The following is a 22,547-nucleotide window of genomic DNA, read 5'->3' on the forward strand; positions in this document are numbered from 1 at the left end:
GACCCAAACACCCCGCCGCCCCTTCCGCTCCCGCGAATGGTTTGCCGCGCCCGAGCGCTCGGACATGACCGCGCTGTACCTGGAGCGGTTCATGAACTACGGGCTCACGCCCGAAGAGCTGCGCTCGGGCCGGCCCATCATCGGCATTGCGCAGACGGGCAGCGACCTGTCGCCCTGCAACCGCATCCACCTGGACCTGGCGCGCCGCGTGCGCGACGGCATCCGCGATGCGGGCGGCATCCCGATGGAGTTCCCCGTCCACCCCATCTTTGAAAACTGCCGCCGCCCCACGGCCGCGCTGGACCGCAACCTGGCGTACCTGGGGCTGGTGGAGATCCTGTACGGCTACCCCATCGACGCGGTGGTGCTGACCACCGGCTGCGACAAGACCACACCGGCAGGCATCATGGCCGCGTCCACCGTGGACATCCCGGCCATCGTGCTTTCAGGCGGGCCGATGCTCGATGGTTGGCACGAGGGGCAGCTGGTGGGCTCGGGCACCGTGATCTGGCGCAGCCGCCGCCAGCTCGCGGCGGGCGAGATTGACGAGGAAGAGTTTCTGCAACGCGCTTGCAACAGCGCGCCCTCGGCCGGGCACTGCAACACCATGGGCACGGCATCGACCATGAACGCCGTGGCAGAGGCGCTGGGCCTGTCGCTGCCGGGCTGCGCGGCCATTCCAGCGCCCTACCGCGAGCGCGGCCAGATGGCCTACGAGACCGGGCGTCGCATCGTGGAAATGGCGTATGAAGACCTGCGCCCCTCGCGCATCCTGACGCGCAAGAGCTTTCTGAACGCGCTGTCAGTGGTGAGCGTGGCGGGCGGCAGCAGCAACGCGCAGGTGCACATCATGGCGATGGCGCGCCACGCGGGCGTGCAGCTGGACGCGCAAGACTGGACCGACCACGCCTACGACCTGCCCCTGCTGCTGAACATGCAGCCTGCGGGGCAGTTTCTGGGTGAACGCTTCTTCCGCGCAGGCGGCGTGCCCGCGCTGATGTGGGAGCTGCAGCAGGCCGGCAAACTGCATGCCGACTGCGCCAGCGTGACCGGCAAGACGGTGAGCGAGAACCTGCAAGGCCGCGAGACCCACGACCGCGAGGTGATCCGCCCCTTCAGCAACCCGCTCATGCACAAGGCGGGGTTCATGGTGCTCAACGGCAACCTGTTCGACTTCGGGATCATGAAGACCTCGGTGATCTCCGAAGCCTTTCGCCAGCGCTACCTCAGCCAGCCGGGCGCGGAAGGCATCTTTGAAGCCCGTGCTGTGGTGTTTGAAGGCGCGGACGACTACCACGCCCGAATCAACGATCCAACCTTGAACATCGACGAAGGCTGCATCCTGGTGATGCGCGGCGCGGGCCCCATCGGCTGGCCGGGCTCGGCCGAAGTGGTGAACATGCAGCCGCCCGATGCGCTGATCCGGCGCGGCATCAACACATTGCCCACGCTGGGCGACGGACGCCAGTCGGGCACGGCAGACAGCCCTTCCATCCTCAACGCATCGCCCGAGAGCGCCGTGGGCGGGGGCCTGTCCTGGCTGCAAAGCGGCGACACCATCCGCATCGACCTGAACACCGGTCGCTGCGATGCGCTGGTCGCCCCCGAGGAAATCGCGCGCCGACAACGCGACCTGCCCGCCCCACCCGTGCCTGCGAGCCAGTCGCCCTGGGAGGCGCTGTACCGCGAGAAAACAGGGCAATTGGCCGATGGTGCCACGCTGGACTTTGCGCTGGAATTTCAGCGCATCTCCGAAAAAACGCCACGTCACAACCACTGACAACGAACGGGTAGGCCACTGGCGCCTTCCCGGACTTTTTCGAAGGACTCTCCATGAACAACATGACGGCAGCGGCAGTTGCCGAACGGGCCCGTGCGCCCCAGGCCGCATTGCAAGTGCTTCCCGACGACGGCCTGCAGGGCACGCTGGTGGGCCGTGTGTGGGCACCCCAAGGCGCCGTTCCCGGCCCGGCGGTGGTGGCACTGCGGCCCGAAGGTGTGTTCGACCTCAGCGCGCCCTACCCCACCATGAGCACGCTGCTCGACACCCTGGCACCGGCAGAGGCTGTGCGCAGCGCCACCGGCCAGTACCTGTGCAGCGTGGAAGACCTGCTGGCCAACAGCCTGCCCGGCGCGCGCGACACCACGTGCCCCTGGCTGCTGGCCCCGTGCGACCTGCAGGTAGTGAAGGCGGCAGGCGTGACGTTTGCGGCCAGCCTCATCGAGCGCGTGATCGAAGAACAGGCGCGCGGCGACTCCACCCGCGCGCAGGGCCTGCGCAGCCAGGTCATCGGCCTGATCGGCCAGAACTTGGCGGACATCCGCCCGGGCTCGCCCGAGGCCATGCGCCTCAAGGCGCTGTTGCAAGACAAAGGCCTGTGGTCGCAATACCTGGAGGTGGGCATTGGCCCAGACGCCGAGGTGTTCACCAAGGCGCCGGTGCTGGCCTCTGTGGGCTGCGGCGACGACATCGGCATCCGCTCCGACTCGGCCTGGAACAACCCCGAGCCCGAGGTGGTGCTGGCGGTGAACAGCCGGGGCCAGATCGTGGGCGCCACGCTGGGCAACGATGTGAACCTGCGCGACATCGAGGGCCGCAGCGCCCTGCTGCTGGGTAAGGCCAAGGACAACAACGCTTCATGCGCTTTAGGACCCTTCATCCGCCTGTTCGACGCCAGCTTCGGGCTGGAGCAGGTGCGCAATGAGACGGTGCACCTGCGTGTGGCTGGCGCGGACGGCTTTGAGCTGCGCGGCATCAACACCATGGCCAGCATCAGCCGCGACCCCACCGACCTGGTGGCGCAGACCCTGGCCGCGCACCAGTACCCGGACGGGTTCATGCTGTTCATGGGCACGCTGTTCGCCCCCATCGAAGACCGCGATCAACCGGGCGGCGGCTTCACCCACCACCTGGGCGACCTGGTCTCCATCCAGAGTGCCTGGCTGGGTGGGCTGCACAACCGCGTGGCACACAGCGAGGCTGCGCCGCCGTGGCGCTTTGGCCTGCGCGCCTTCATGGCAAACCTGGCGCAGCGCGGGCTGCTGCAGGGTGCTGCACTCTGAGTCGAAAAGAAAAAATCAGGAGACCACAATGCTGAATGCCCTTATCGACCGCTGCTGCCGGTGGATCAACCTGCTCATCGCCCTGGCGCTGGCCGTGATGGTAGTGATGGTGTTCGGCAATGTGGTGCTGCGCTACGCGTTCAACTCCGGCATCGCCATCAGCGAGGAGGTCTCGCGCTGGCTGTTCGTGTGGATCACCTTCCTGGGCGCCATCGTGGCGGTGCGCGAGCGGGGCCACCTGGGCACGGACTTTCTGCTGGCACGCCTGCCGCCGCTGGGTCAGCGCATCTGCCTCGCCATCAGCTACGCGCTGATGATCTGGTGCACTTGGCTGCTCTTCAGCGGCGCGCTGGCACAGGCGCACATCAACTGGGATGTGGATGCGCCGGTCACCGGTGCATCCATGGCCATCTTCTATGCGTCGGGTGTGGTGTTTGCCGTGGCGGCGGGGCTGCTGCTGGCGCTGGACCTGTGGCGGATTGTGTCGGGGCAGATGCCCGACAACGAGCTGCTGCACATCGCCGAATCCGAAGAACTGGCCGCTGTGGGCAGCCAGTTGCCGCACACAGCCCCCGCGCCCACGGCTTCACGCCAGTGAACCCCACATCGCAATGACCTGGAGCGCTCTCCCATGACCGTCTTTATCTTCCTCGGCTCCCTGCTGGCCGCCATGGCCATCGGCGTGCCGATTGCGTACGCGCTGCTCGTGTCCGGCGCGGCCCTGATGTGGCACCTGGACCTGTTCGACGCGCAGATCCTGGCGCAGAACGTGATCAACGGCGCGGACAGTTTTCCGCTGCTGGCCGTGCCCTTCTTCATGCTGGCGGGCGAGATCATGAACGTGGGTGGGCTGTCGCAGCGCATCGTCAAGCTCGCGCTCACGCTGGTGGGGCACAAGCGGGGCGGGCTGGGGTTCGTGGCCATCCTGGCGGCCTGCATGCTGGCGGCGCTGTCGGGCTCCGCCGTGGCCGACACGGCGGCACTGGCGGCCCTGCTGCTGCCCATGATGGTGAAGGCCGGGCACGACAAGGCGCGCGCAGGCGGGCTCATTGCCTCGGCCGGCATCATCGCGCCGGTGATTCCGCCGTCCATCGGCTTCGTGGTGTTCGGCGTAGCGGCCAATGTGTCGATCAGCAAGCTCTTCCTGGCGGGGATCGTGCCCGGGCTGCTGATGGGGCTGGCGATTGCCATCACCTGGTACTGGGTGTCGCAGCGCGAAAACGTCACGCCACCGCCCAAAGCATCCACCGCCGAAAAGCTGCAGGCGCTCAGGGAATCGACCTGGGCACTGTTCCTGCCGGTGATCGTGATCGTGGGCTTGAAGATGGGCGTGTTCACCCCCACCGAGGCGGCGGCCGTCGCTGCCGTGTACGCCCTGCTGGTGGCCACGCTGGTCTACCGCGAGCTGCACTGGCGCCAGCTGACCTATGTGTTCATCAGTGCCGCCAAGACCACCGCCGTGATCATGTTCCTGGTGGCGGCCGCCATGGTCAGCGCCTGGCTCATCACGGTGGCGGATATCCCGCGCCAGCTGGTGAACCTGCTCAAGCCCCTGATGGAACACCCCACGCTGCTGCTCATCGCCATCATGGTGCTGGTGATGGCCGTGGGCACGGCCATGGACATGACGCCCACCATCCTCATCCTCACGCCCGTGCTGATGCCGGTGGTGAAGGCGGCAGGCATCGACCCGGTGTACTTCGGCGTGCTGTTCATCATCAACAACGCCATCGGGCTCATCACCCCGCCAGTCGGTACCGTGCTGAATGTGGTGGCGGGCGTGGGCAAGATGCGCATGGATGACGTGACGCGGGGCGTCATCCCGTTCATGGTGGCGCAGTTTGCGGTGATGTTCCTGATGGTGCTGTTTCCATCGATCGTACTGGTGCCGATGCGGTGGTTCATCGGGTGAGAGACCCCGCCCAACGCGCCTGCAGATGTATCTGTGGGGCGCGTTGGGGACTATTTCACGCCCAGGCGTTTGGCGATGCGGCTGGACCATCCAGCTGAGGAGAAGATGATCCTCCCCGCATCGGTCAACGTTTTCCGAGACAGGTGAGCGGGATGACCAACTACCAGCATCCCGGAGAGGCGCTTGATCTCGACATTGAAACGGCCGTTTTTTCTCACTACCAGGCAACAGCTGCTCGTGGGCTGGTCCCTGATCCCGGTGCTACTCGTCTGGCAACTCAATGGCTTTTACTTACCGGCCCTGGGAAGCAGGGGAGCACCGATCTTCTGGGCGGTTGACGGGCTTCAATGGGTAGTGCTTCCGGCTCTCTTGCTGGGACTGCTCGCCCACAAAGCCGCATTGCACCCACCACACTACGGACTCGTTCCGCCCGGAAAAAACCTGTGGCCCCTTGCAGGACAGGGGCTGATGGTGTTCGTCACCGCAGGGCTGGCCTTTCTGGTGGCGAGAAACTTGTCGTGGCGGGTACTCGGCCCGTCGCCTGGCAGCTTCCAGTTGGTGCAACTTTTCCCTCAGGGCCTGGCGGGTGTGGCGGTGCAAATCTATGCGGCAGTCAGCGCCGGGCTGGTGGAGAGCATCTTTTTCATTGGGCTGCCATGGCTGCTGTACGCCAGTGCACGCCAACATCCTTCAGAAATGCGCTTCACACTCTGCGTATCAACCATCTTTGCGCTGGCGCACTGGGAGCACGGCAGGCACGGCGTGATCGCGGCCTTCTTTGCGCATGGGGCGATGTGCCGCTGGTTCCTGCACTGGAGAACCCTGTGGCCCATAGTGCTGGGCCACACACTGATCGACCTGGCGGCTTTTTCCTGAAGTCACAAAGAAAAGGGCTGCGCCCACTGGACGCAGCCCCTGTCAATCCGAAAAGGCTCAGTTCGCCACCGTGAACCGCTTTTGCACGTGGCGCGGCGTTTCCAGCTCGTCCACGATGGCCACGGCCAGGTCCGCCACGCTGATGCTGCCGGGCTGTTCGCCGTTCATCAGCGGGGCTTCGTCGCCCAGGCGGTACTGGCCGGTGCGCTCGCCGGGCTGCAGCAGGATGGGGGGCGAGAGGAAGGTCCAGTCCAGCGTGTTTTCGGTGCGGATCCAGTTCAGCGCCTCTCGGGCTGCCAGGGCGCCCTGCTTCCATTCGGTGGGGAACTGGGGCGTGTCCACCAGCTGCAGGCCGGGTGCCACAAACAGGCTGCCTGCGCCGCCCACCATCAGAAAGCGGCGCACGCCGGCCTGCTTGGTGCCGTCGATGGTGGCGCGGGTGCCCTTGAGGAACTGGTCGTGGATGTCTGGCACTGTCCAGCCGGGGTTGTAGGCGCTCACCACCGCGTCGTGGCCCGCAACAGCCTGGGCCACCTGGGTGGCGTCCTGCGCGTCTGCGGCGACCACGGTCAGACCTTCGCGGGCCGTGAGCTTTGCGGGATTGCGGGCCAGCACGGTCACACGGTGGCCGCGTTGCAGCAGTTCGTTCAGCACGGCCGAGCCGACAAAGCCGGTGGCGCCAATCAGGGCGATTTTCATATCGATGTCCTTGGGGTCAAAGTTGTGATGTAGTGAGAATAGGAGCTTGTCAAAACAGGCGGTAGATGGCTAAAACCGCCTTATCTTTGAAGCTGTGCTTCACAATCGAACGCATGGAAGATCTCAAACGCATGGCTGTTTTCGCCGCCGTGGTGCAGCACGGCTCGATGAGCGGCGCCGCGCGCGCCCTGGGCATGAGCACTTCGGCGGTGAGCCAGCAGGTGCGCAAGCTCGAAAGCGACGGCGGCGTGACGCTGCTGCACCGCTCCACGCGCAAGTTGGCGCTCACCGAGGCGGGCCAGCGTTACCACGCGCGCTGCGCTGCCATGTGGGCGGCGGCGGAGCAAGCGCGCGCCGAGCTGGCAGCCTCCCGCGATGCGCCCAGTGGCGAATTGCGGATGTCGGCCACCGTGGGGTTTGCGCGGCACATCGCACCCGCCCTGGGTGAACTGCTGGCCGCGCACCCGGCGCTGCGCCTGCGGCTGCTGGTGGACGACTCCACCATCGACCTCATCAACGCACGCATCGACCTGGCCGTGCGCTACGGGCGCCTGGCGGATTCGACCTGGGCGGCCCGGCGCCTGGGGGGCATGAGTTGGTACCTGTGCGCATCACCCGAATGGGTGGCCGCACACGGCGTGCCCCAGCACCCGGATGCGCTGCTGTCCCATAGCTGGCTGGGCTTCGCGCGCGAGGGGGGCGGGTTGCTCATCGACCTGCGCAGTCCCAGCGGCGAGCCGCGCGCACTGCGGGTGGAGCCGCGCATTGCCAGCAACAACCAGCTCTCGATCCAGCAGATGTGCGAGGCCGGGCTGGGCCTGGCGTTGGTGGGCAGCATGGATTCGCACGAAGCACTGCAGGCCGGGCGGCTGGTGCGCCTGCTGCCCGACTGGTCGTTTGGCACGCTGGACATCTGGGCCGTCACGCCCCAACGCGATGCCCAGCCCGCCAAGGTGCGCCAGTCCATCGCGGCACTGCATGCCTACCTGCGGCAGGTGCCCGGTATTTCGGACTGAGAGCGGCCACCAAAACCCTTCTGGCGTCGTTGCCGCGTCTTGTCGTACTGCTCGCACTGCCTGCGACGCAGCGCCTAGCCAGAACCGCTACGCTGGGTTTTGTGAGCCGCTCCGAGCCTTGCTCGTCGGCACCCATCGATTTTTTATCGCACGGACCCACAAATTCCATCGTTGTGTGGGCGCCGTGCTCTGCCTACAGTTGCGGCTCCCTGGCCAGGGTTTGTTTGATGGATTGACCCCACCACCCACCGGAGACCCGACATGACGACCAACCCGCCACTGACCTTCCCCATCGACCGCGTGCTGACCGCCTTCGAGCAGCAGGACGTGCCCACACTGCTGGCCACTATTGCCGACGATGTGGACTTCCGCATTGACCACTACCGCGACGATGCCGACACCAGCTGGCAAATCGCCCGCAACAAGGCCGAGGCGATGGCCGTGGTGCAGCGCCTGGGGGTGGATGTGTTCCCGCGCGGCACGAAGATCCTGCACACCCACAGCCAGCCGCTGGGCAACGACTGGGTGCTCACGCACTTTCACCAGCGCTTCTTTTATGCGGTACAACAGCGCGAAGTGGAATCCGTGACCTGGATCACCAGCCATTCGCAGAACGGCCAAGTGGACTATTTCCGCGAGACCGTCACCGCCATCACCCCGGTCTGACAACCCGATCCAAGAAAGGCTCCGCCACCATGCTGTTTGACCTGCGCGCCCTGGGCTACTTTGTAGCGGCCTATGAAGAGCGCTCGGTCACGGCCGCCTCGCGCCGCTGCTTTGTGGCGCAGCCGTCCATCAGCATGGCCATCAAGGGGCTGGAGGATGCGCTCGAAACCACCCTGTTCGAGCGCAGCCGCCAGGGCCTGGCGCCTACGCCCGCCGCGCACCGGCTGTACCCCCGCGCCTGCAGCCTGCTGGCCCAGTCCAGCGCCATGGTGCGCGACTTTCGCGATGCACCGCGTGAAACGCTGGGCATCTTCCTGCAGGACGACCTGATGGTGCAGCAGGCCGCGCCCCTGTTCGCACACATCGCGCAGGAGCTGCCCCACACCATGGTGCGGCTCACCGCCAGCGCGCAAGAAGCGCGGCTGCGCATGGTGGCCGAGCACTGCAAGTCGCCGGGCGACACCTTTGTGCCGCTGTGGCACGAGCCCTATGTGATGCTGGTGCCCGAGCAGCACCCGCTGCGCTTCAAGAAGCGCTTTGGCCTGGCAGACATTGAAAACCTGCCCCTCATCGAGTGGCCCTATTGCCCGCTGCACAAGTCCTTCATCCGTCTGCTGGCAGAGCGGGGGATTGCGCTGCAGGTGCTGGCCAGCGCCGCGCGCGAGGAGCTGCTGCTGCACATGGTGGACGCGGGTATGGGCCTGGCCGTCGTGCCGCAGTCGCATGCAGCCCAGGCGCGCCGCGCGCTCACCCGCCCGCTGGACGGGCCCCTGGCCTTTTCGCGCCACATTGGCCTGGCCTGCGACGCGTCGGACGCGCCCCTGCTCGGTCTGCTGCACCGCTTGGCGGACGGCATGAAGGCCACCGCAGCCCAGCCCGAGCCCACGCAGCGCAGCAATGTGGTCTGATCCCCTGCCCCATCCACCCCTCTGGCCACCCCCATGATTCTGGAAATTGCCCACCTCACCGTCCGCCCTGGCCAGAACAGCGCGTTTGAACAGGCATTTGCCCAGGCGCAGCGCATCATTGCCTCCATGCCCGGCTACCTGTCCCATGAGCTGGGGCATTGCATGGAGCGGCCACAGGACTATGTGCTGCTGGTGCGCTGGGCCACCCTGGCCGACCACGAGGTGGGTTTCCGCCAGTCCGCCCAGTACCAGGAGTGGAAACGGCTGCTGCACCATTTTTACGATCCGTTCCCCACCGTTGTGCACTTTGAGCCGGTCACGCCGGACAGGGTGTGACGGCGCCGCCACGCACGGATGCTGCAGTGCACTATTCGGGTATTGCCTGAAGATTTAGCGCACTGCGCGTGCCGTTTGGGTCCTAGAATTTGTAAAAGCGCGTATCTTCGTATCTTCATTACCGCGCGAAGGATCCAACATGAAAGCCATCCAGCAGGACATCGACGAGCGGACCAACCTCACCAGCACCAACAAGTTCGAGCTGCTGCTGTTTCGCCTGGGCATCGACAGCGCCTTGGGCAAGTCCGAGCTGTTCGGTATCAATGTCTTCAAGATCCGCGAAATCGTGGCCATGCCCAGCATCACGCCGATTGCGGGCACCACGGCCCATTCGCTCGGGGTGGTCAACCTGCGAGGACAGGTGATTCCGGTGCTGGACCTGCCCTCCATCGTGGGTTGCAAGCCACAGACGGGCCTGAACATCATGCTGGTCACAGAGTACGCACGCACCACCCAGGCGTTTGCGGTCGAGTCGGTGGAAGACATCGTGCGCCTGGACTGGAAACAGGTGCTGTCCGCGGAAACCAGCGGCGCTGCTGGCAAGCTGGTGACCAGCATTGCCCGTCTGGACGGCAACACCGACGAGTCCCGCCTCGCGCAGGTGCTGGACGTGGAAGCCATCCTGCAGATGATCTCGCCCTCTGACGGTCACGAGGTCACAGAGGAAAAGGTGGGCGCCAAACTCAAGCTCAAGCCTGGTTGCATCATCCTGGCGGCGGACGACTCGTTCGTGGCCCGCTCGCTCATCGAGCAAGAGCTCAAGGTGCTCAACGCGCCGTATGAAATGGTGAAATCCGGCAAGGAGGCCTGGGACCGGCTCAATGCCATCGCCAAAAGTGCCGAGGCCGAGGGCAAGACGGTGCTTGACCGCGTGGCCATGGTGCTGACCGACCTGGAAATGCCGGAGATGGACGGCTTCACGCTGACGCGCAACATCAAGCAGGACGCCCGCTTTCATGGGCTGCCGGTGGTCATCCATTCCTCGCTGTCGGGCTCGGCCAACGAAGACCATGTGCGCAGCGTCGGGGCCGATGGCTATGTGGCCAAGTTTGTGGCGGAAGACCTGGCGGAGACCATTCGCCGCGTACTGCCCAAGTAAACCGGCGCCCTATCCGCTGGAACACAACGGCCTTGCGGGGCCGTTTGTTTTTTACAGGTCCGACTTTTTGATTGAATCAGTTGATTGCGTCCATAAAACGTACTCTGATAGCTATCATTTTTGACAATATCAAGCAGCAGGCGTGCCCCATATTCACGGGTTGTTACAGCCTCCATCGGCACCTGTGCATGCGCCGAGTCAACCAAAAGCCGTCCCCACGCGCTAAAGTGATTGGCCCCCTGTGCCAGACCCCTGAAATTTGTAACGCTCCACCGGAGCGCTTTTCATGGGCTTTACGGACAAGGCGGAACGCGCCCACCCGGCCGGAGTCTGATCACCATGACCTACACCATCACCCGCATTCTTTCCGCCACGGTCCTGGGGGCCCTGGTGACGGGGTGTGCCACCGTGCCGGGCGACCCTTATTACGACTCCCCGCGCTACCCGGTGTACGAACAGCCAGGCTACATCTACAGTGCCCCGCCGCCGGTGTACCAGGCGCCGCCTGTATACCGTGCGCCTGGCGTGATCTATTCGGCCCCGCCGCCACCGCCCGCCATCTACTACGGCGGACGTGACCGCGACGACAACCGGTGGGACAACGACCGTAACCGCAATGACTGGCGCGAAAGAGAGCGTGACCGCGCTGAGCGCGACCGGGCAGCCCGCGAACGCGAACGCCGCGACCAGCAGGCCCGTGAACTGGATCGCCGAGCCCGAGAACAGGACCAGGCCCGCCGGGAGCAGGCCGAACGGGATCGCCGCGCTGCTGAAGACCGCCGCAACCGCGAAAACCGTCCCGGCCGCCTGGCACCCGACAGCTACACCCCGAGTCCGTACGACTGGCGCTCGCGCCAGCAGTCCAACAGCCCGGACAAGCCGTGATGGCCTGGCGCTGACCCCGCTACCCCCCACAACTCTCCAGCCACCATGAAACCACGTACCCATACCCTCATCGCTGGCCTGTGCGTGGTCTTTCTGGGCGCACTACCTCCATTGGGTGCCCAGGCGCAGGTGGTGCGCTGCACCGACGCTGCCACGGGCAAGGTCACCTACACCGACGGCAAATGCGCCAGCGGCACCACCGTGCGTGAGGTGGAGGCCCGCAAAACTCCGCAGGAGATCCAGCAGGAGCGCGAAGAAGCCGCCGAGGCGCTGGCGCGCAAACAGCAGCGCTTGCAGGCCGAGGCGACCGCCGCCGAGACCGAATCACGGCGCAATACACAACGCGACCAGACCGCTCCTGCCAAACCCACAGACTACGCACGCTCCCCGGAGTGCGCCCGTTCACGGCGCAACCTGGATGTGGTGTTGAGCAGTGTCACCGGCGGCGGCTACGAACAAAACCTGCGGGTGGAGGCGGCGCAGCGGCAGGTCGACCTGGACTGCCTGGGCCCTCAGGGCTATGCGGAGGTGGAGAAGTCCCGCCCACGGTCAACTAGCACCACGACGCCGGTAGTCGTCGTGCCCCCACCGCATTACCCGGTGCGGCCTACGCCCGTGCAGCCGCCGGCGCCCACCCCCAAAAAATTCACACAGTGCAACGTGTTCCGGTGCTACGACGCCCAGGGCAATAGCTACCCCCGCTGATCGGGCGCCCATGTGGGCAAGGTGAGGAGAGTGCGGATTTCTCCAGCCTCTCAGGCTCGCAACCCCTCGACCACACTGGGGTAGCGCAACCGCAGACCCAGCTCGCGCAGCATGCGCTGGTTGTCCAGCCGGCGCGATTCGCTCATGAAACTCAGCAGCATCAGCGACAGCTGCTCTTGCGCCGTGCTGCGAGGCACGCGCGGCGGGCGAGGCAGGCCATACAGATCAGCCGCCATGTCAAAGTAGTCGCCCATCTTCATGTGGGTGGAGTCGCTCACGTTGTAGGCGCGCTGCGGGCGCCCCTTCCACACGGCCGCCATGCAGGCGCGCGCCAGGTCTTCGGCATGGATGTGGTTGGTGAACACATCGTCCTCGGCCACCAGCACGGGCGTGCCCCGGCGCAAGCGGGCCTCAGGCGTACCGCCCTCGCGGTCGGGGGCGTAGATGCCCGGAATGCGCAACACGGTGGCCCGCACGCCGGCACGGCCCAAGTGGCGCACGGCGCGCTCGGCATTCACACGGCGCTGGGCGCGAGGTGTGCCGGGGGCCACGGCCCGAGTCTCTGGCACCAGGGCCCCCTGGCAGTCGCCATACACACCGCTGGTGGACGCGTAGGCCAACGACATTGGCAAGGTGCGCAGCCGCAGCGCGCGGGTCAGCGCCACGGTACGAGGGTCACGCCACCAGGCATCGCCCCCTGCGCCCTCCCCCGGCGGGGGCGCCAGATGCAGCACCCGCGTCGCCAGGCCGGATAGCCTGCGCAAGGTGCCTGCATCGTCCAGATTGCCCACCAGAGGCCGGGCCCCTTGTGCCCGCAGCTCCGCCACCCGCCCAGCGCTGGAGGTCAGTGCCAACACCTGCATGCGCCCGGCCCCGGGGCCCGTCTGCAGATGGCGCAGCACCCGTTGACCTACATCACCACAGCCCACGATGAGCAGGCGTTCGCGACGAAAGCGCGCTGGCAGCGCGCCGAGGGGGTTCTGGTTTGAGGGCAAAATCGGGTCCGTTTGCTTAGCTAGAGACGACTCCAAGGATACCCACACATGACCAGCGCCGAGGCTGCCACCACCGCAGCGTTTCAGATCACCGTGCAGCCCAGTGGCCGCGCTTTCAGTGCCAATGCGGGCGAAGCCATCCTGGCCGCCGCCATCCGCAGTGGCGTGGGCCTGCCCTACGGCTGCAAGGACGGCGCCTGTGGCTCGTGCAAGTGCAAAAAACTCAGCGGCACCGTGCAGCACGGCGCCCACCAATCCAAGGCCCTCACGGCCGACGAAGAGGCCGCAGGCCTGGTGCTGACCTGCTGCGCACAGCCACTGTCCGACGTGGTGCTCGAATCGCGCCAGGTCACCGACGAAAGCGCCTACCCCGTCAAGAAGATGCCAGTGCGCGTGGCCTCGCTCGAAAAGAAATCAGACGACGTGATGCAGGTGCGCCTGCAGCTGCCTGCCGCAGACACCTTCCGATACCACGCGGGCCAGTACATCGAGTTCATCCTGCGCGACGGCGCCCGACGCGCTTACTCGATGGCCAATGCGCCGCACACCCAGGCAGAGGCACCGGGTGTGGAGCTGCACATTCGACACATGGCCGGCGGCAAGTTCACCGACCATGTGTTTGGGGCGATGAAAGAGAAGGAAATCCTGCGTGTCGAAGGCCCGTTCGGCAGTTTTTTCCTGCGCGAAGACTCCGACAAGCCCATCGTGCTGCTGGCATCCGGCACCGGATTTGCCCCCATCAAGGCGCTGATCGAGCACCTGCAGTTCAAGGGCATCAGCCGCCCCACCGTGTTGTACTGGGGCGGCCGTCGCCCTGGCGATCTGTACCTGGCCGACTGGGTGCAGGCCCGCGTGGCCGAATTGCCGTGGTTGCGCTACGTTCCGGTCATTTCCAACGCGCTGCCCGAGGACGGCTGGACCGGCCGCACAGGCTTTGTGCACCAGGCGGTGCTGGACGACTTTGCGGATCTCTCAGGTCACCAGGTCTATGCCTGCGGCGCGCCCATCGTGGTCGAGTCCGCCCGTGACGCCTACAGCGCCCAGCGCGGCCTGCCGCCGGAAGAGTTTTTTGCCGACGCATTCACGTCGGAAGCCGACAAACACGGCGGCTGACACGCCCCCGCAAGGCCGATAAAGACACCTGGACCGACCCATGGTGCGTGCAGCGCCCGCCCCGCCAGCCCCGCAGGGCGCGCCCCGCCGCTGGAATCAAGTCCGGCGCGGAGGCTTCATTGCCACGCTGCTGTGCCTGGCGGCCCTGCTGGTGTGGGGCGCTGGCGAATGGGCCGAGCAAAGCGAACGCGACGCCCAGTGGGACAACCTGCGCCGCCTGGGCGAGGTGCAAGCCCTGGCGCTGCGTGGCGTGGCCACGCGCTACAACTACCTGCCCTTCACGGCCGCGCAGCACCCGCTGGTGCGGCAGCTACTGCAGCGGCCCGCATCACAGGCCGTGCGGGACGCCGCCAACGCCTACCTGCAGGCGGTGAACCAGCACGCGGGCTCCGACATGCTGTACGTGATGGACCCGCAGGGCCTCACCCTCGCGTCCAGCAACTGGGACACCCCCAACAGCTTTGTGCACCAGAACTACGGCAACAGGCCGTACTTTCGCGATGCCCTGGCGGGCCAGACGGGCCGCTTTTATGGCGTGGGCAAGACCACGGGCGAACCCGGCCTGTTTGTCTCAGCCCCCGTGGTCGATGCGGGCCGCGTGATCGGCGTGGTGGCGGTCAAGGTGCGCATGGAACCCATCTCGGACCCATGGGCCCAGCTGCGCGATCCAGTGTTCGTGACGGACGAGCGGGGCATCGTCTTTCTCGGCTCCGTGCCCGGCTGGCTCTACCGCACCAGCCAGCCCTTGCCCACCCCACTCGTGCAGCAGCTGCAGCACAACGAACAGTACGGCACAGGATGGACCCCGCGCGCCGTGCCCTGGACCCTGCGCCCACAAGACGACCCGCCCGGTGCCGAACTGCGCCTGGACGGCACGGGCGGCAAAAGCTACCTGGCGTTCGAAGAGAAGCTGCCCGACCTGGGCTGGACCCTCACCGTCACTGCCGACAGCCGCGTGGTGGCCCTGGCGCGGCAACAGGCCTGGGCACTGGCCACGCTGGCGTCGGGCCTGCTGGTGCTGGGCGCGCTGTACTGGCAGTTGCGCGAGCGGCGCCTCGCCGAAAACCGGTTGGCCCGCATCGAACTGGAGCAGCGCGTGCAGGAGCGTACCCACGCGCTGCAGCAAGCCCAGGCGTTCCGCCAGTCCATGGAGGACTCGCTGCTGGTGGGCATGCGCGCCCGCGACCTCGAAGGGCGCATCGTCTATGTCAACGCGGCCATGTGCGATATGGTGGGCTACCGGGCCGACGAACTCATCGGCCAGCTGCCGCCCTACCCGTACTGGCACCCTGACGAGCTGGACCGCCACTGGAACGACAGCGACACCGTGCTGGCTGGCAACGCGTTTCCGCAGGGGCGGGAGAACCGGCTGAGGCATCGTGACGGGTCGGACGTGTACACGATGTTCTACACCACACGCCTGATCGACGGCAGCGGCCAGCACATCGGCTGGATGAGCTCGGTGGTCAACATCACCGCGCAGAAGCGGGCCGAAGAGCAGCAGCAGCAGCGCGAGACCCAGCTGCAGCGGGTGCAGCGCGTGATCACCGTCGGCGAGATGGCATCCACCCTGGCCCACGAGCTGAACCAGCCGCTGGCCGCCCTGGTCAACTATGCGGCCGCCGCACGGGCGCTGGCCGCCCAGGGCAAGACCGGCCCCCTCCACGACAGCCTGGAGGCCCTGTCGGCCCAGGCGCTGCGGGCCGCCGACATCGTGGGCCGCATCCGCCGCTGGGTGCGCCAGCACCCTGAAAGCCGCGAGCCTTGTGATCTGTCTGCCATCGTGGAGCAGTCGCTGGAGCTGCTCTTGCGCGCCGAGGCTCGCCGCCAGGGGATCCCTGTGCGTGTGGAACAAGCCGGAGCCCCTTTGCCGGTGAACGCAGACCGTGTGCTGCTGGAGCAGGTGGTGATCAACCTGGGCCTGAATGCCCTGCAGGCCATGCAGACCCACCAGCCCCCGCCCGGCGGGCACGAATTGCGGCTGCGCATAGCCGCAGACGATGGCCAAGCGCTGGTGCAAGTGCTGGACCGGGGCCCAGGCCTGCCGCCCGGCATCGCCGAGCGCCTGTTCGAGCCTTTCTTCACCACACGTTCCGACGGTCTCGGCCTGGGTCTCAACATTTGCCGCTCCATCATTGAAAGCATGGGGGGCCAATTACAGGCCCGCAATCGAGAAGGCGGCGGCGCGGTCTTCGAGATCCGCCTGCCATGCCCCCCCGCCACCGAGAATGCCACCGCGCCATGACCTACGACACTGCCCCCATCGCCGCTGACTCGCCGGACCCCACCGTGGTCTACATCGTGGACGACGACGAAGGCGTGCGCCAATCGCTGGCCGCACTGCTGCTGGCACGCGGGTACTCGGTGCGGGCCTTCGACAGCGGCGAGGCCTTTCTGGCGCAGGCTGCACTGGACCACCCCGGCTGCGTGCTGCTGGACCTGCGCATGGAAGGCTTGAGCGGGCTGCAGGTATTCCACGAACTCGGCCAGCGCCACAGCGCGCTCAAGACCGTGTTCCTATCGGCCCACGGTGAGCTGTCCTCCGCCGTGGCAGCCGTCAAACAAGGGGCGGTGGACTGGCTCGAAAAACCGTGCAACGAAGCCACCTTGCTGGCCGCTGTCGAAAAGGCCTCCACGCTGTCGCAAACGCAGGCACGGCAGACACAACGGCAGCACCAGCTGCGCGAGCGCTGGAACGCCCTGAGCCCACGCCAGCAAGAGGTGGCCCAACTGCTGGGCACGGGCCTCAGCAGCAAGGAAGTGGCCCGTGCGCTGGCGCAGCGTGACCCGGAGCGCCCCATCGACCCGCGCACCGTGGACACGCACCGGTCCGCCATCTTCCTGAAGCTGGACATCCGCTCGTCGCACGAACTGGGCATGCTGGTGGAAGACCTGGGCGTGGCGCTCAGCGCGCCTCGCACGGCATGAACGTCCCCGCCTGACCATCACCCCCTCAGGGCTTCATAAGCTTTCTTACGATTTTTTTGCACAATGGCGCCCATGAACCGCAGAAACCTCATCCTCCTCGCCACCGCCGCTGCCACCGCAACGGCTTTTTCGTCCCCCGCCGTCTGGGCTCAGGATGCCGGCCAGCCCATCCGCCTGATCGTGCCGTATGCCCCGGGCGGCCCCATCGACGTCACGGCCCGCGCACTGGCCGAGCGCGTGCGCGAATCGCTGGGCACGGTCATCATCGACAACAAGGGCGGCGCGGGCGGCAACATCGGCGCCGACGCGATTGCCAAGGCTGCACCCGATGGCCTGACCATTGGCATCGCGGCCACCGCCACCCACGCAGTCAACCCCTGGCTGTATGCCCGCATGCCCTATGACGCAGGCAAGGACTTTGCCGGCATCACGCAGATGGTGCGCGTGCCCAATGTGCTGGTCATGAACGCCGCCAAGGCTGAGCAACTCAAGATCCATACCGTGACCGACCTCATCGCCTACGCCAAGGCTAACCCCGCCAAGCTCAACTACGGCAGTGGCGGCAACGGCAGCGCGGGCCACCTGGCGGGCGAGATGTTCAAGCAGCGCGCCGGCATCTACGCGCTGCACATCCCCTACCGGGGCGCCAACCCGGCCCAGCTGGCACTGCTGGCGGGCGAGGTGGACTTCAACATCGACAATCTGGCCGCCGCAGCGCCCAACATCCGCGCGGGCAAGCTCAAGGCGCTGGCCGTGACCTCGCTCGACGCCTCGGCCTCGCTGCCAGGCGTGCCACCGCTGTCCGCGACTTTCAAGGGTTTTTCCATCGACACCTGGTGGGGCCTGGTGGCGCCGGCCGCCACGCCCAAGCCCATCATCGACAAGCTGAACAAGGCTTTTGTGGCGGCACTGAACGCGCCCGAAACGAAGACCCGCTTTGCCGCATTGCTGGCGGAGCCCGTGACCACCACGCCGCAGCAGTTCGACAGCTTCATGGCCAGCGAGCGTGCCAAGTACCAGCAGGTGGTGAAGGCGTCCGGGGCAAAAGTCGATTGACGCTCTGAGACGCAATCCGCTCGGTGCTGCCGCCTGAGGCGGTAGCTCTTCGATGCCGTCCACGCCTGCGCGGGCAAGCTTGCGGCTGCGGCCTCCCAGCCCCCGAGAGAGACGCCACCCGAAGCCCGGCGGAGCCGGTTCCACGGTGGCACTGGCGTTGGACCGCGTCTGTTTCATCTGTCGCACACACAGCCAATACAGACGGGACTATTTTTAAGCCTTTTCAGGCCCTAGCGCTTACCTATAAAGCGCAAAAAGCTCCCAATTTAGGAGCAAATCATTCACCCGACAAAGCGCCCACCCAAGCCGGGCCTTCCAGCTGGTGGATGTCCTGAGACGCTACGGCCTGCAACGCCGACGCATCCACCCGCCCAGGCACCAGATCGGCCAGGGGGCGCAGCACGAACGCGCGTTCGGCCATGCGGGGGTGGGGCACGGTGAGGGTGGGGGTGTCGATCACTTGGTCGCCAAACCACAGGATGTCCAGGTCCAGCGTGCGGGGTGCATTGCGGTAGGGGCGCTCGCGCCCGGCGGACTGTTCGATGGCCTGCAGCGCCTGCAGCAGGGCCTCGGGGGTGAGGGTGGTGGCCACTTCGGCCACGGCGTTGAGGTAGTCCGGGCCACCGGCATCGACCGGTGCGCTGCCATAGAGCGGCGACACGCGCAGGACCCGCGTGCCGGGCAATTGACCCATGGCCGCCAATGCCTTGCGCAAGGCGGCTTGCCGCTCTCCCAGATTGGCCCCCAGGCCCACATAGACCCGAGAGGGCCGCTCAGCCTGCTCCCCCACGTCCGGCCAACTCACTCGCCAGCCGCAGCAGATGCTGCACCTTCGCCGCCACCACCACCGGGCTTGCGGCGACGACGGCGACGCTTCTTGGGCGCACCACTTTCGGCAGCCCATTCCGTCTCGCCGCCCGCATGGTCAGTGTCTTGGACGGTGCCCGGGGCACGTGGTGCCGCAGCAGGTGCACTGCGAGGCACACGCTTGACCACAGGCTGCGCTTTCTGGCGGGCCTTCTGCTCTTCCTTGGCCTGGTCCATCAGGTCGTCACGGCGCTCATCGTCGGCCGCCTGGAAGTCTTGCCACCACTCGGCCAGCGCTTCCTCGACCTCGCCCACATCGGCGCGCAGGCGCATGAAGTCGAACCCGGCACGGAAACGCGGCTGCATGACCATGCCGAAGGGCGTGTTGCCCACGCGCTTTTCAAAGCGGGGCTGCATGACCCAGATCTCGCGCATGTCGGCGGCCAGCTTGCCCCGGCCCGACACGTCGCCGATGCGCTTGTCGAACACTTCGTCGATGGCCTCTTGCAACGCGGGCAGCGGGTGTTGGCGCTGGTTCAGGCGCTCCTGCCAGCCATTGCGCACGTCTTCCCACAGCACGCAGGCCAGCAAGAAGCTGGGGGCCACGGGCTTGCCTTCGTTCACGCGGCGGTCGGTGTCCACCAGGGCCGCTTTGACAAACGGTGTGTCGGCGCGCTCCACGGCCACGTCCAGCAGCGGGTAGATGCCCTTGGACATGCCCAGCTTGCGCAGCTGCTCGATGGTGGCGATGGCGTGCCCGGTCTGCAGCAGCTTGAGCATTTCGTCAAACATGCGGCTTTGGGGCACCTCGGCCAGCAGGGCCTGCGACTGCACCAGCGGCGCGGCCGACTTGGCATCGATGCTGAAGCCCAGCGGGCTGAGCTTGGCCGCAAAACGCACGGCGCGGATGATGCGCACCGGGTCTTCGCGGTAGCGCGTGGCGGGGTCGCCAATCATGCGCAGCGTCTTCTTCTTCGCGTCCTGCAAACCCTTGTGGTAGTCGACCACGATCTGGCTGACCGGGTCGTAGTACATGGCGTTCACGGTGAAGTCGCGGCGCGTCGCGTCTTCGTCCTGCGGGCCCCAGACGTTGTCGCGCAGCACGCGGCCGCTGGCGTCCACGGCATGCTGCATGCCCGACAGCTGCGCCTTGCTGGTCTTTTCGTTGCCAGCCACCTGACCCGCTGCGGCATTGTCGAGGTAGGCGCGGAAGGTGGAGACCTCGATCACCTCGTGCTCGCGGCCCCGGCCGTGCACCACATGCACGATGCGAAAGCGCTTGCCGATGATGAACGCGCGGCGAAACAGGCCCTTGACCTGCTCGGGCGTGGCGTTGGTGGCCACGTCGAAGTCCTTGGGGCGCAGGCCCAGCAGCAGGTCGCGCACAGCGCCACCCACGATGTAGGCCTCGAAGCCAGCGTCCTTGAGCGTCTGCACCACCTCGGCGGCGCGGCGGTCCACCAGCTCGGGGTTGATGCCGTGCACGCTGGCGGGCACCTCTTCGCGCTTGCCGAAATGGGGCTTGCCGCCCGAGGTCCCGGGCGTCGATTTGCCCAGCAGTTTGTCGATGAACTTCTTGATCATGGGTAGGGAGATATCAGGGGACTGCGAGCGCAGGGGGTCAGGAGGCCGTCTGGCTGGCAGGCTCGGCAAACAGGTCCAGTATGCGCCAGCCGCGCTCCTGGGCCAGGGCGCGCAGGCGCGGGTCGGGGTTGGTGGCGACCGGGTGGTTCACCTTCTCCAGCAGGGGCACGTCGTTCATGGAGTCGCTATAGAACGTGCTCTCCACGTCGGCCCAGCTGAGCCGCCGCTCGGCCAGCCATTGTTCCATGCGGCGCACCTTGCCTTCGCGCATGGTCGGAATACCGTCAATCTCGCCGGTGTACCAGTCGCTGGCGTCGCGCACCAGCTGCACGGCCAGCAGTTGCGGCACCCCCAGCGCCTGGGCGATGGGGGTGGTCACGAACTCGTTGGTGGCAGTGACGATCACCACCTCGTCGCCCGCTGCCTGGTGCTGGCGGATCAGGTCGAGCGCCTGAGGCTTTATGGCGGGGGTGATGACCTCGCGCATGAACTGTCGGTGCGCCGCCGCTGCGGCCTCGGGCCCGCGCAGGCGCACGGCCTCGGTCGCAAAACGCACGTAGTCGTGTACATCGAGCGTTCCCGCCTGGTAGTGGGCATAGAACTCGTCGTTGCGGCGCGCGAACTCCACCGGGTCGTTCCAGCCGATGCGGATGGTGAACTCGCCCCACTCGTAGTCAGAGTCGAGCGGCAGCAGCGTGTGGTCTAGGTCAAACAGCGCCAAGCGAAGGCGGCTTCTTTGCATTTCAATCATTCAATAAGTTGCGCTGCGCGAGCGGTTGCAAAAACTGTCGCTGCCCAAACCCAGCGGCCGCCGCGCAAGGGCCGCCCCGCCGCGCTGGCGGCGTCCTCCTTCCCGCGGTGCGCAGCACAGCGAGAGAAGGGGGAAGCGGCGCAGCCGCTCAGGGGGTTGTCCCTCATTTTTTATTCCGACTCGAGCATTGTCTTGAGCAGCGGAATCGTGATGGCACGCTGGGTGCGCAAGGCAAAGGCGTCGAGCTGGTCCAGCAGCTGCATCAGGCTGCCCAGGTCGCGCGAAAAGCGGTTGAGCATGTAGTCCATGACTTCGTCGCCCAGGAACACGCCGCGCGCATCGGCCTCCTGGCGCAGCACGGCGCGGCGCTCGGCCTCACCCAGCAGTTGCAGCTGGAACACATGGCCCCAGCCCAGACGGCTGCGCAGGTCGTCGCGCAGCGGCAGGTCGGCGGGAGGCAGATCGCCAGCCGCCAGCACCCAGCGCTGGCTACCGCTGGCGGGGCTGATGGCATTGACGAACCAGTTGAAGGCCGTGGCCTGCTGGGCGGTGCTGTACAGGTGCACGTCGTCCATGACCACGGCGGCCCAGCGCTCGTCAAAGTCTGGCGGCTCACCCACCGAGGGGTCGAGCCAGCCCACGCTGGAGCCCTGCTCGCGCAGGGCCTGGCGCACGGCCTGGAGCAAATGGGTCTTGCCGCTGCCCGGCTCGCCCCAGAGGTAGGTGGGCACCGGGGAGCGGGTGGCTTCACTGCTGCCCGCCCCGGCGGCTAGGCGCAGGTGCTGCAGCGCGGCCTCGTTGGGCCCGGCAAAAAAACGGTCGAGGGTGGGCCCGGTGGCCAGGCCGATGTCCAGCGCCAGTTGCTTCATCGTCATGCGCGGCGCCCGCACAATGCAGGCTGAACCGTGGCGGAAGGTGCGGAAGCGGCGGTCAGGAAGAGGGTCAGCAGCGGCATCACAAGTGGGTGGGAAGGCACCGGGCCGTCGATGACTGCGGCCAGGCGCGGCGACAAAGTGGCATACGGCGCGTGGTCACCGACCGGCTCCCTCGCAGGGGCTGGGCGACAATGGCCGCGATTTTAGTCTGCTGCCAGCCCCCTGGGCCGCCGCCCGGCACCACCGCCCCCTGCCTTGCACCATGACACCTCC

At 66.6% G+C, this 22,547-nt stretch carries 22 protein-coding genes; 16 read left to right on the plus strand and 6 right to left on the minus strand.

Features of this window, described 5'->3' with window-relative positions; translation table 11 throughout:
* From AC07X4_RS20410 to AC07X4_RS20430, 5 genes are all read left to right on the plus strand, one after another.
* The coding region (locus AC07X4_RS20410) for an IlvD/Edd family dehydratase (RefSeq protein WP_494741113.1) at positions 1–1,780 on the plus strand (1,780 nt) is incomplete at its 5' end.
* A gap of 53 nt (positions 1,781–1,833) precedes the next feature.
* On the plus strand, positions 1,834–3,063 hold the full coding sequence (locus AC07X4_RS20415; protein WP_494741114.1) for a fumarylacetoacetate hydrolase family protein: 1,230 nt from the start codon (positions 1,834–1,836) through the stop codon (positions 3,061–3,063).
* 28 nt (positions 3,064–3,091) lie between these two features.
* The gene (locus AC07X4_RS20420; protein ID WP_494741115.1) at positions 3,092–3,661 is read left to right on the plus strand and encodes a TRAP transporter small permease; all 570 of its coding nucleotides are present in this window, start codon (positions 3,092–3,094) and stop codon (positions 3,659–3,661) included.
* 33 nt (positions 3,662–3,694) lie between these two features.
* Positions 3,695–4,975 carry a TRAP transporter large permease subunit gene (locus AC07X4_RS20425; protein WP_494741116.1) on the plus strand — a complete coding sequence of 427 codons (1,281 nt, stop codon included), beginning with the start codon at positions 3,695–3,697 and terminating at the stop codon, positions 4,973–4,975.
* Positions 4,976–5,158: 183 nt separating this feature from the next.
* The gene (locus tag AC07X4_RS20430) at positions 5,159–5,851 is read left to right on the plus strand and encodes a CPBP family glutamic-type intramembrane protease (RefSeq protein ID WP_494741117.1); all 693 of its coding nucleotides are present in this window, start codon (positions 5,159–5,161) and stop codon (positions 5,849–5,851) included.
* Positions 5,852–5,908: 57 nt separating this feature from the next.
* Here AC07X4_RS20430 and AC07X4_RS20435 read toward each other — a convergent pair whose 3' ends face one another.
* Complete coding sequence (locus tag AC07X4_RS20435) at positions 5,909–6,550, minus strand: NAD(P)-dependent oxidoreductase (protein WP_494741118.1); 642 nt, start codon at positions 6,548–6,550, stop codon at positions 5,909–5,911.
* Positions 6,551–6,663: 113 nt separating this feature from the next.
* On the opposite strand from AC07X4_RS20435, the gene AC07X4_RS20440 reads away from it, so the two are divergent.
* The 7 genes from AC07X4_RS20440 (at position 6,664) to AC07X4_RS20470 (ending at position 12,165) form a co-directional block, all read left to right on the plus strand.
* The gene (locus tag AC07X4_RS20440; RefSeq protein WP_494741119.1) at positions 6,664–7,566 is read left to right on the plus strand and encodes a LysR family transcriptional regulator; all 903 of its coding nucleotides are present in this window, start codon (positions 6,664–6,666) and stop codon (positions 7,564–7,566) included.
* 261 nt (positions 7,567–7,827) lie between these two features.
* The gene (locus AC07X4_RS20445; RefSeq protein WP_494741120.1) at positions 7,828–8,232 is read left to right on the plus strand and encodes a hypothetical protein; all 405 of its coding nucleotides are present in this window, start codon (positions 7,828–7,830) and stop codon (positions 8,230–8,232) included.
* A gap of 29 nt (positions 8,233–8,261) precedes the next feature.
* Positions 8,262–9,140 (plus strand): LysR family transcriptional regulator, encoded by an 879-nt coding sequence (locus AC07X4_RS20450; RefSeq protein WP_494741121.1) that lies wholly within the window; start codon positions 8,262–8,264, stop codon positions 9,138–9,140.
* A 33-nt stretch (positions 9,141–9,173) separates the two neighbouring features.
* Positions 9,174–9,476 (plus strand): antibiotic biosynthesis monooxygenase family protein, encoded by a 303-nt coding sequence (locus tag AC07X4_RS20455; protein WP_494741122.1) that lies wholly within the window; start codon positions 9,174–9,176, stop codon positions 9,474–9,476.
* Between the two features lie 139 nt (positions 9,477–9,615).
* Complete coding sequence (locus tag AC07X4_RS20460; RefSeq protein WP_015015359.1) at positions 9,616–10,575, plus strand: chemotaxis protein; 960 nt, start codon at positions 9,616–9,618, stop codon at positions 10,573–10,575.
* 339 nt (positions 10,576–10,914) lie between these two features.
* Positions 10,915–11,460 carry a hypothetical protein gene (locus AC07X4_RS20465; protein WP_494741123.1) on the plus strand — a complete coding sequence of 182 codons (546 nt, stop codon included), beginning with the start codon at positions 10,915–10,917 and terminating at the stop codon, positions 11,458–11,460.
* A 45-nt stretch (positions 11,461–11,505) separates the two neighbouring features.
* Positions 11,506–12,165: a DUF4124 domain-containing protein gene (locus tag AC07X4_RS20470; protein WP_494741124.1), complete on the plus strand. Its 660-nt coding sequence runs from the start codon at positions 11,506–11,508 to the stop codon at positions 12,163–12,165.
* Between the two features lie 50 nt (positions 12,166–12,215).
* Here AC07X4_RS20470 and AC07X4_RS20475 read toward each other — a convergent pair whose 3' ends face one another.
* Positions 12,216–13,160, minus strand: coding sequence for an SDR family oxidoreductase (locus AC07X4_RS20475; RefSeq protein WP_494741125.1), 945 nt, complete (start codon positions 13,158–13,160; stop codon positions 12,216–12,218).
* Positions 13,161–13,208: 48 nt separating this feature from the next.
* Here AC07X4_RS20475 and AC07X4_RS20480 point away from each other — a divergent pair, with 48 nt between their 5' ends.
* The 4 genes from AC07X4_RS20480 to AC07X4_RS20495 all read left to right on the plus strand — a co-directional run bounded on the left by AC07X4_RS20480 (position 13,209) and on the right by AC07X4_RS20495 (position 18,257).
* Complete coding sequence (locus AC07X4_RS20480; RefSeq protein WP_099730953.1) at positions 13,209–14,273, plus strand: CDP-6-deoxy-delta-3,4-glucoseen reductase; 1,065 nt, start codon at positions 13,209–13,211, stop codon at positions 14,271–14,273.
* 40 nt (positions 14,274–14,313) lie between these two features.
* Positions 14,314–16,518, plus strand: coding sequence for an ATP-binding protein (locus AC07X4_RS20485; protein WP_494741126.1), 2,205 nt, complete (start codon positions 14,314–14,316; stop codon positions 16,516–16,518).
* Entirely contained in the window at positions 16,515–17,201 is a 687-nt protein-coding gene (locus AC07X4_RS20490) for a response regulator transcription factor (protein WP_260668231.1), read from the plus strand. Before AC07X4_RS20485 ends, AC07X4_RS20490 begins: the two co-directional genes overlap by 4 nt.
* A 72-nt stretch (positions 17,202–17,273) precedes the next feature.
* The gene (locus AC07X4_RS20495; protein WP_494741127.1) at positions 17,274–18,257 is read left to right on the plus strand and encodes a Bug family tripartite tricarboxylate transporter substrate binding protein; all 984 of its coding nucleotides are present in this window, start codon (positions 17,274–17,276) and stop codon (positions 18,255–18,257) included.
* A 277-nt stretch (positions 18,258–18,534) separates the two neighbouring features.
* On the opposite strand, the gene folK is transcribed toward AC07X4_RS20495, so the two are convergent.
* The 4 genes from folK to hda all read right to left on the minus strand — a co-directional run bounded on the left by folK (position 18,535) and on the right by hda (position 22,268).
* On the minus strand, positions 18,535–19,062 hold the full coding sequence (gene folK, locus AC07X4_RS20500; protein WP_494741128.1) for a 2-amino-4-hydroxy-6-hydroxymethyldihydropteridine diphosphokinase: 528 nt from the start codon (positions 19,060–19,062) through the stop codon (positions 18,535–18,537).
* Positions 19,059–20,648: a polynucleotide adenylyltransferase PcnB gene (pcnB, locus tag AC07X4_RS20505; protein ID WP_494741129.1), complete on the minus strand. Its 1,590-nt coding sequence runs from the start codon at positions 20,646–20,648 to the stop codon at positions 19,059–19,061. Before pcnB ends, folK begins: the two co-directional genes overlap by 4 nt.
* A gap of 37 nt (positions 20,649–20,685) precedes the next feature.
* Positions 20,686–21,390 carry a histidinol-phosphatase gene (locus AC07X4_RS20510; protein ID WP_494741130.1) on the minus strand — a complete coding sequence of 235 codons (705 nt, stop codon included), beginning with the start codon at positions 21,388–21,390 and terminating at the stop codon, positions 20,686–20,688.
* A gap of 179 nt (positions 21,391–21,569) precedes the next feature.
* Positions 21,570–22,268, minus strand: a complete 699-nt coding sequence (hda, locus tag AC07X4_RS20515) for a DnaA regulatory inactivator Hda (RefSeq protein WP_056748298.1) — start codon at positions 22,266–22,268, stop codon at positions 21,570–21,572.
* Positions 22,269–22,547: the final 279 nt, after the last annotated feature.

Source organism: Acidovorax sp. GW460-11-11-14-LB4 (assembly GCF_059423685.1).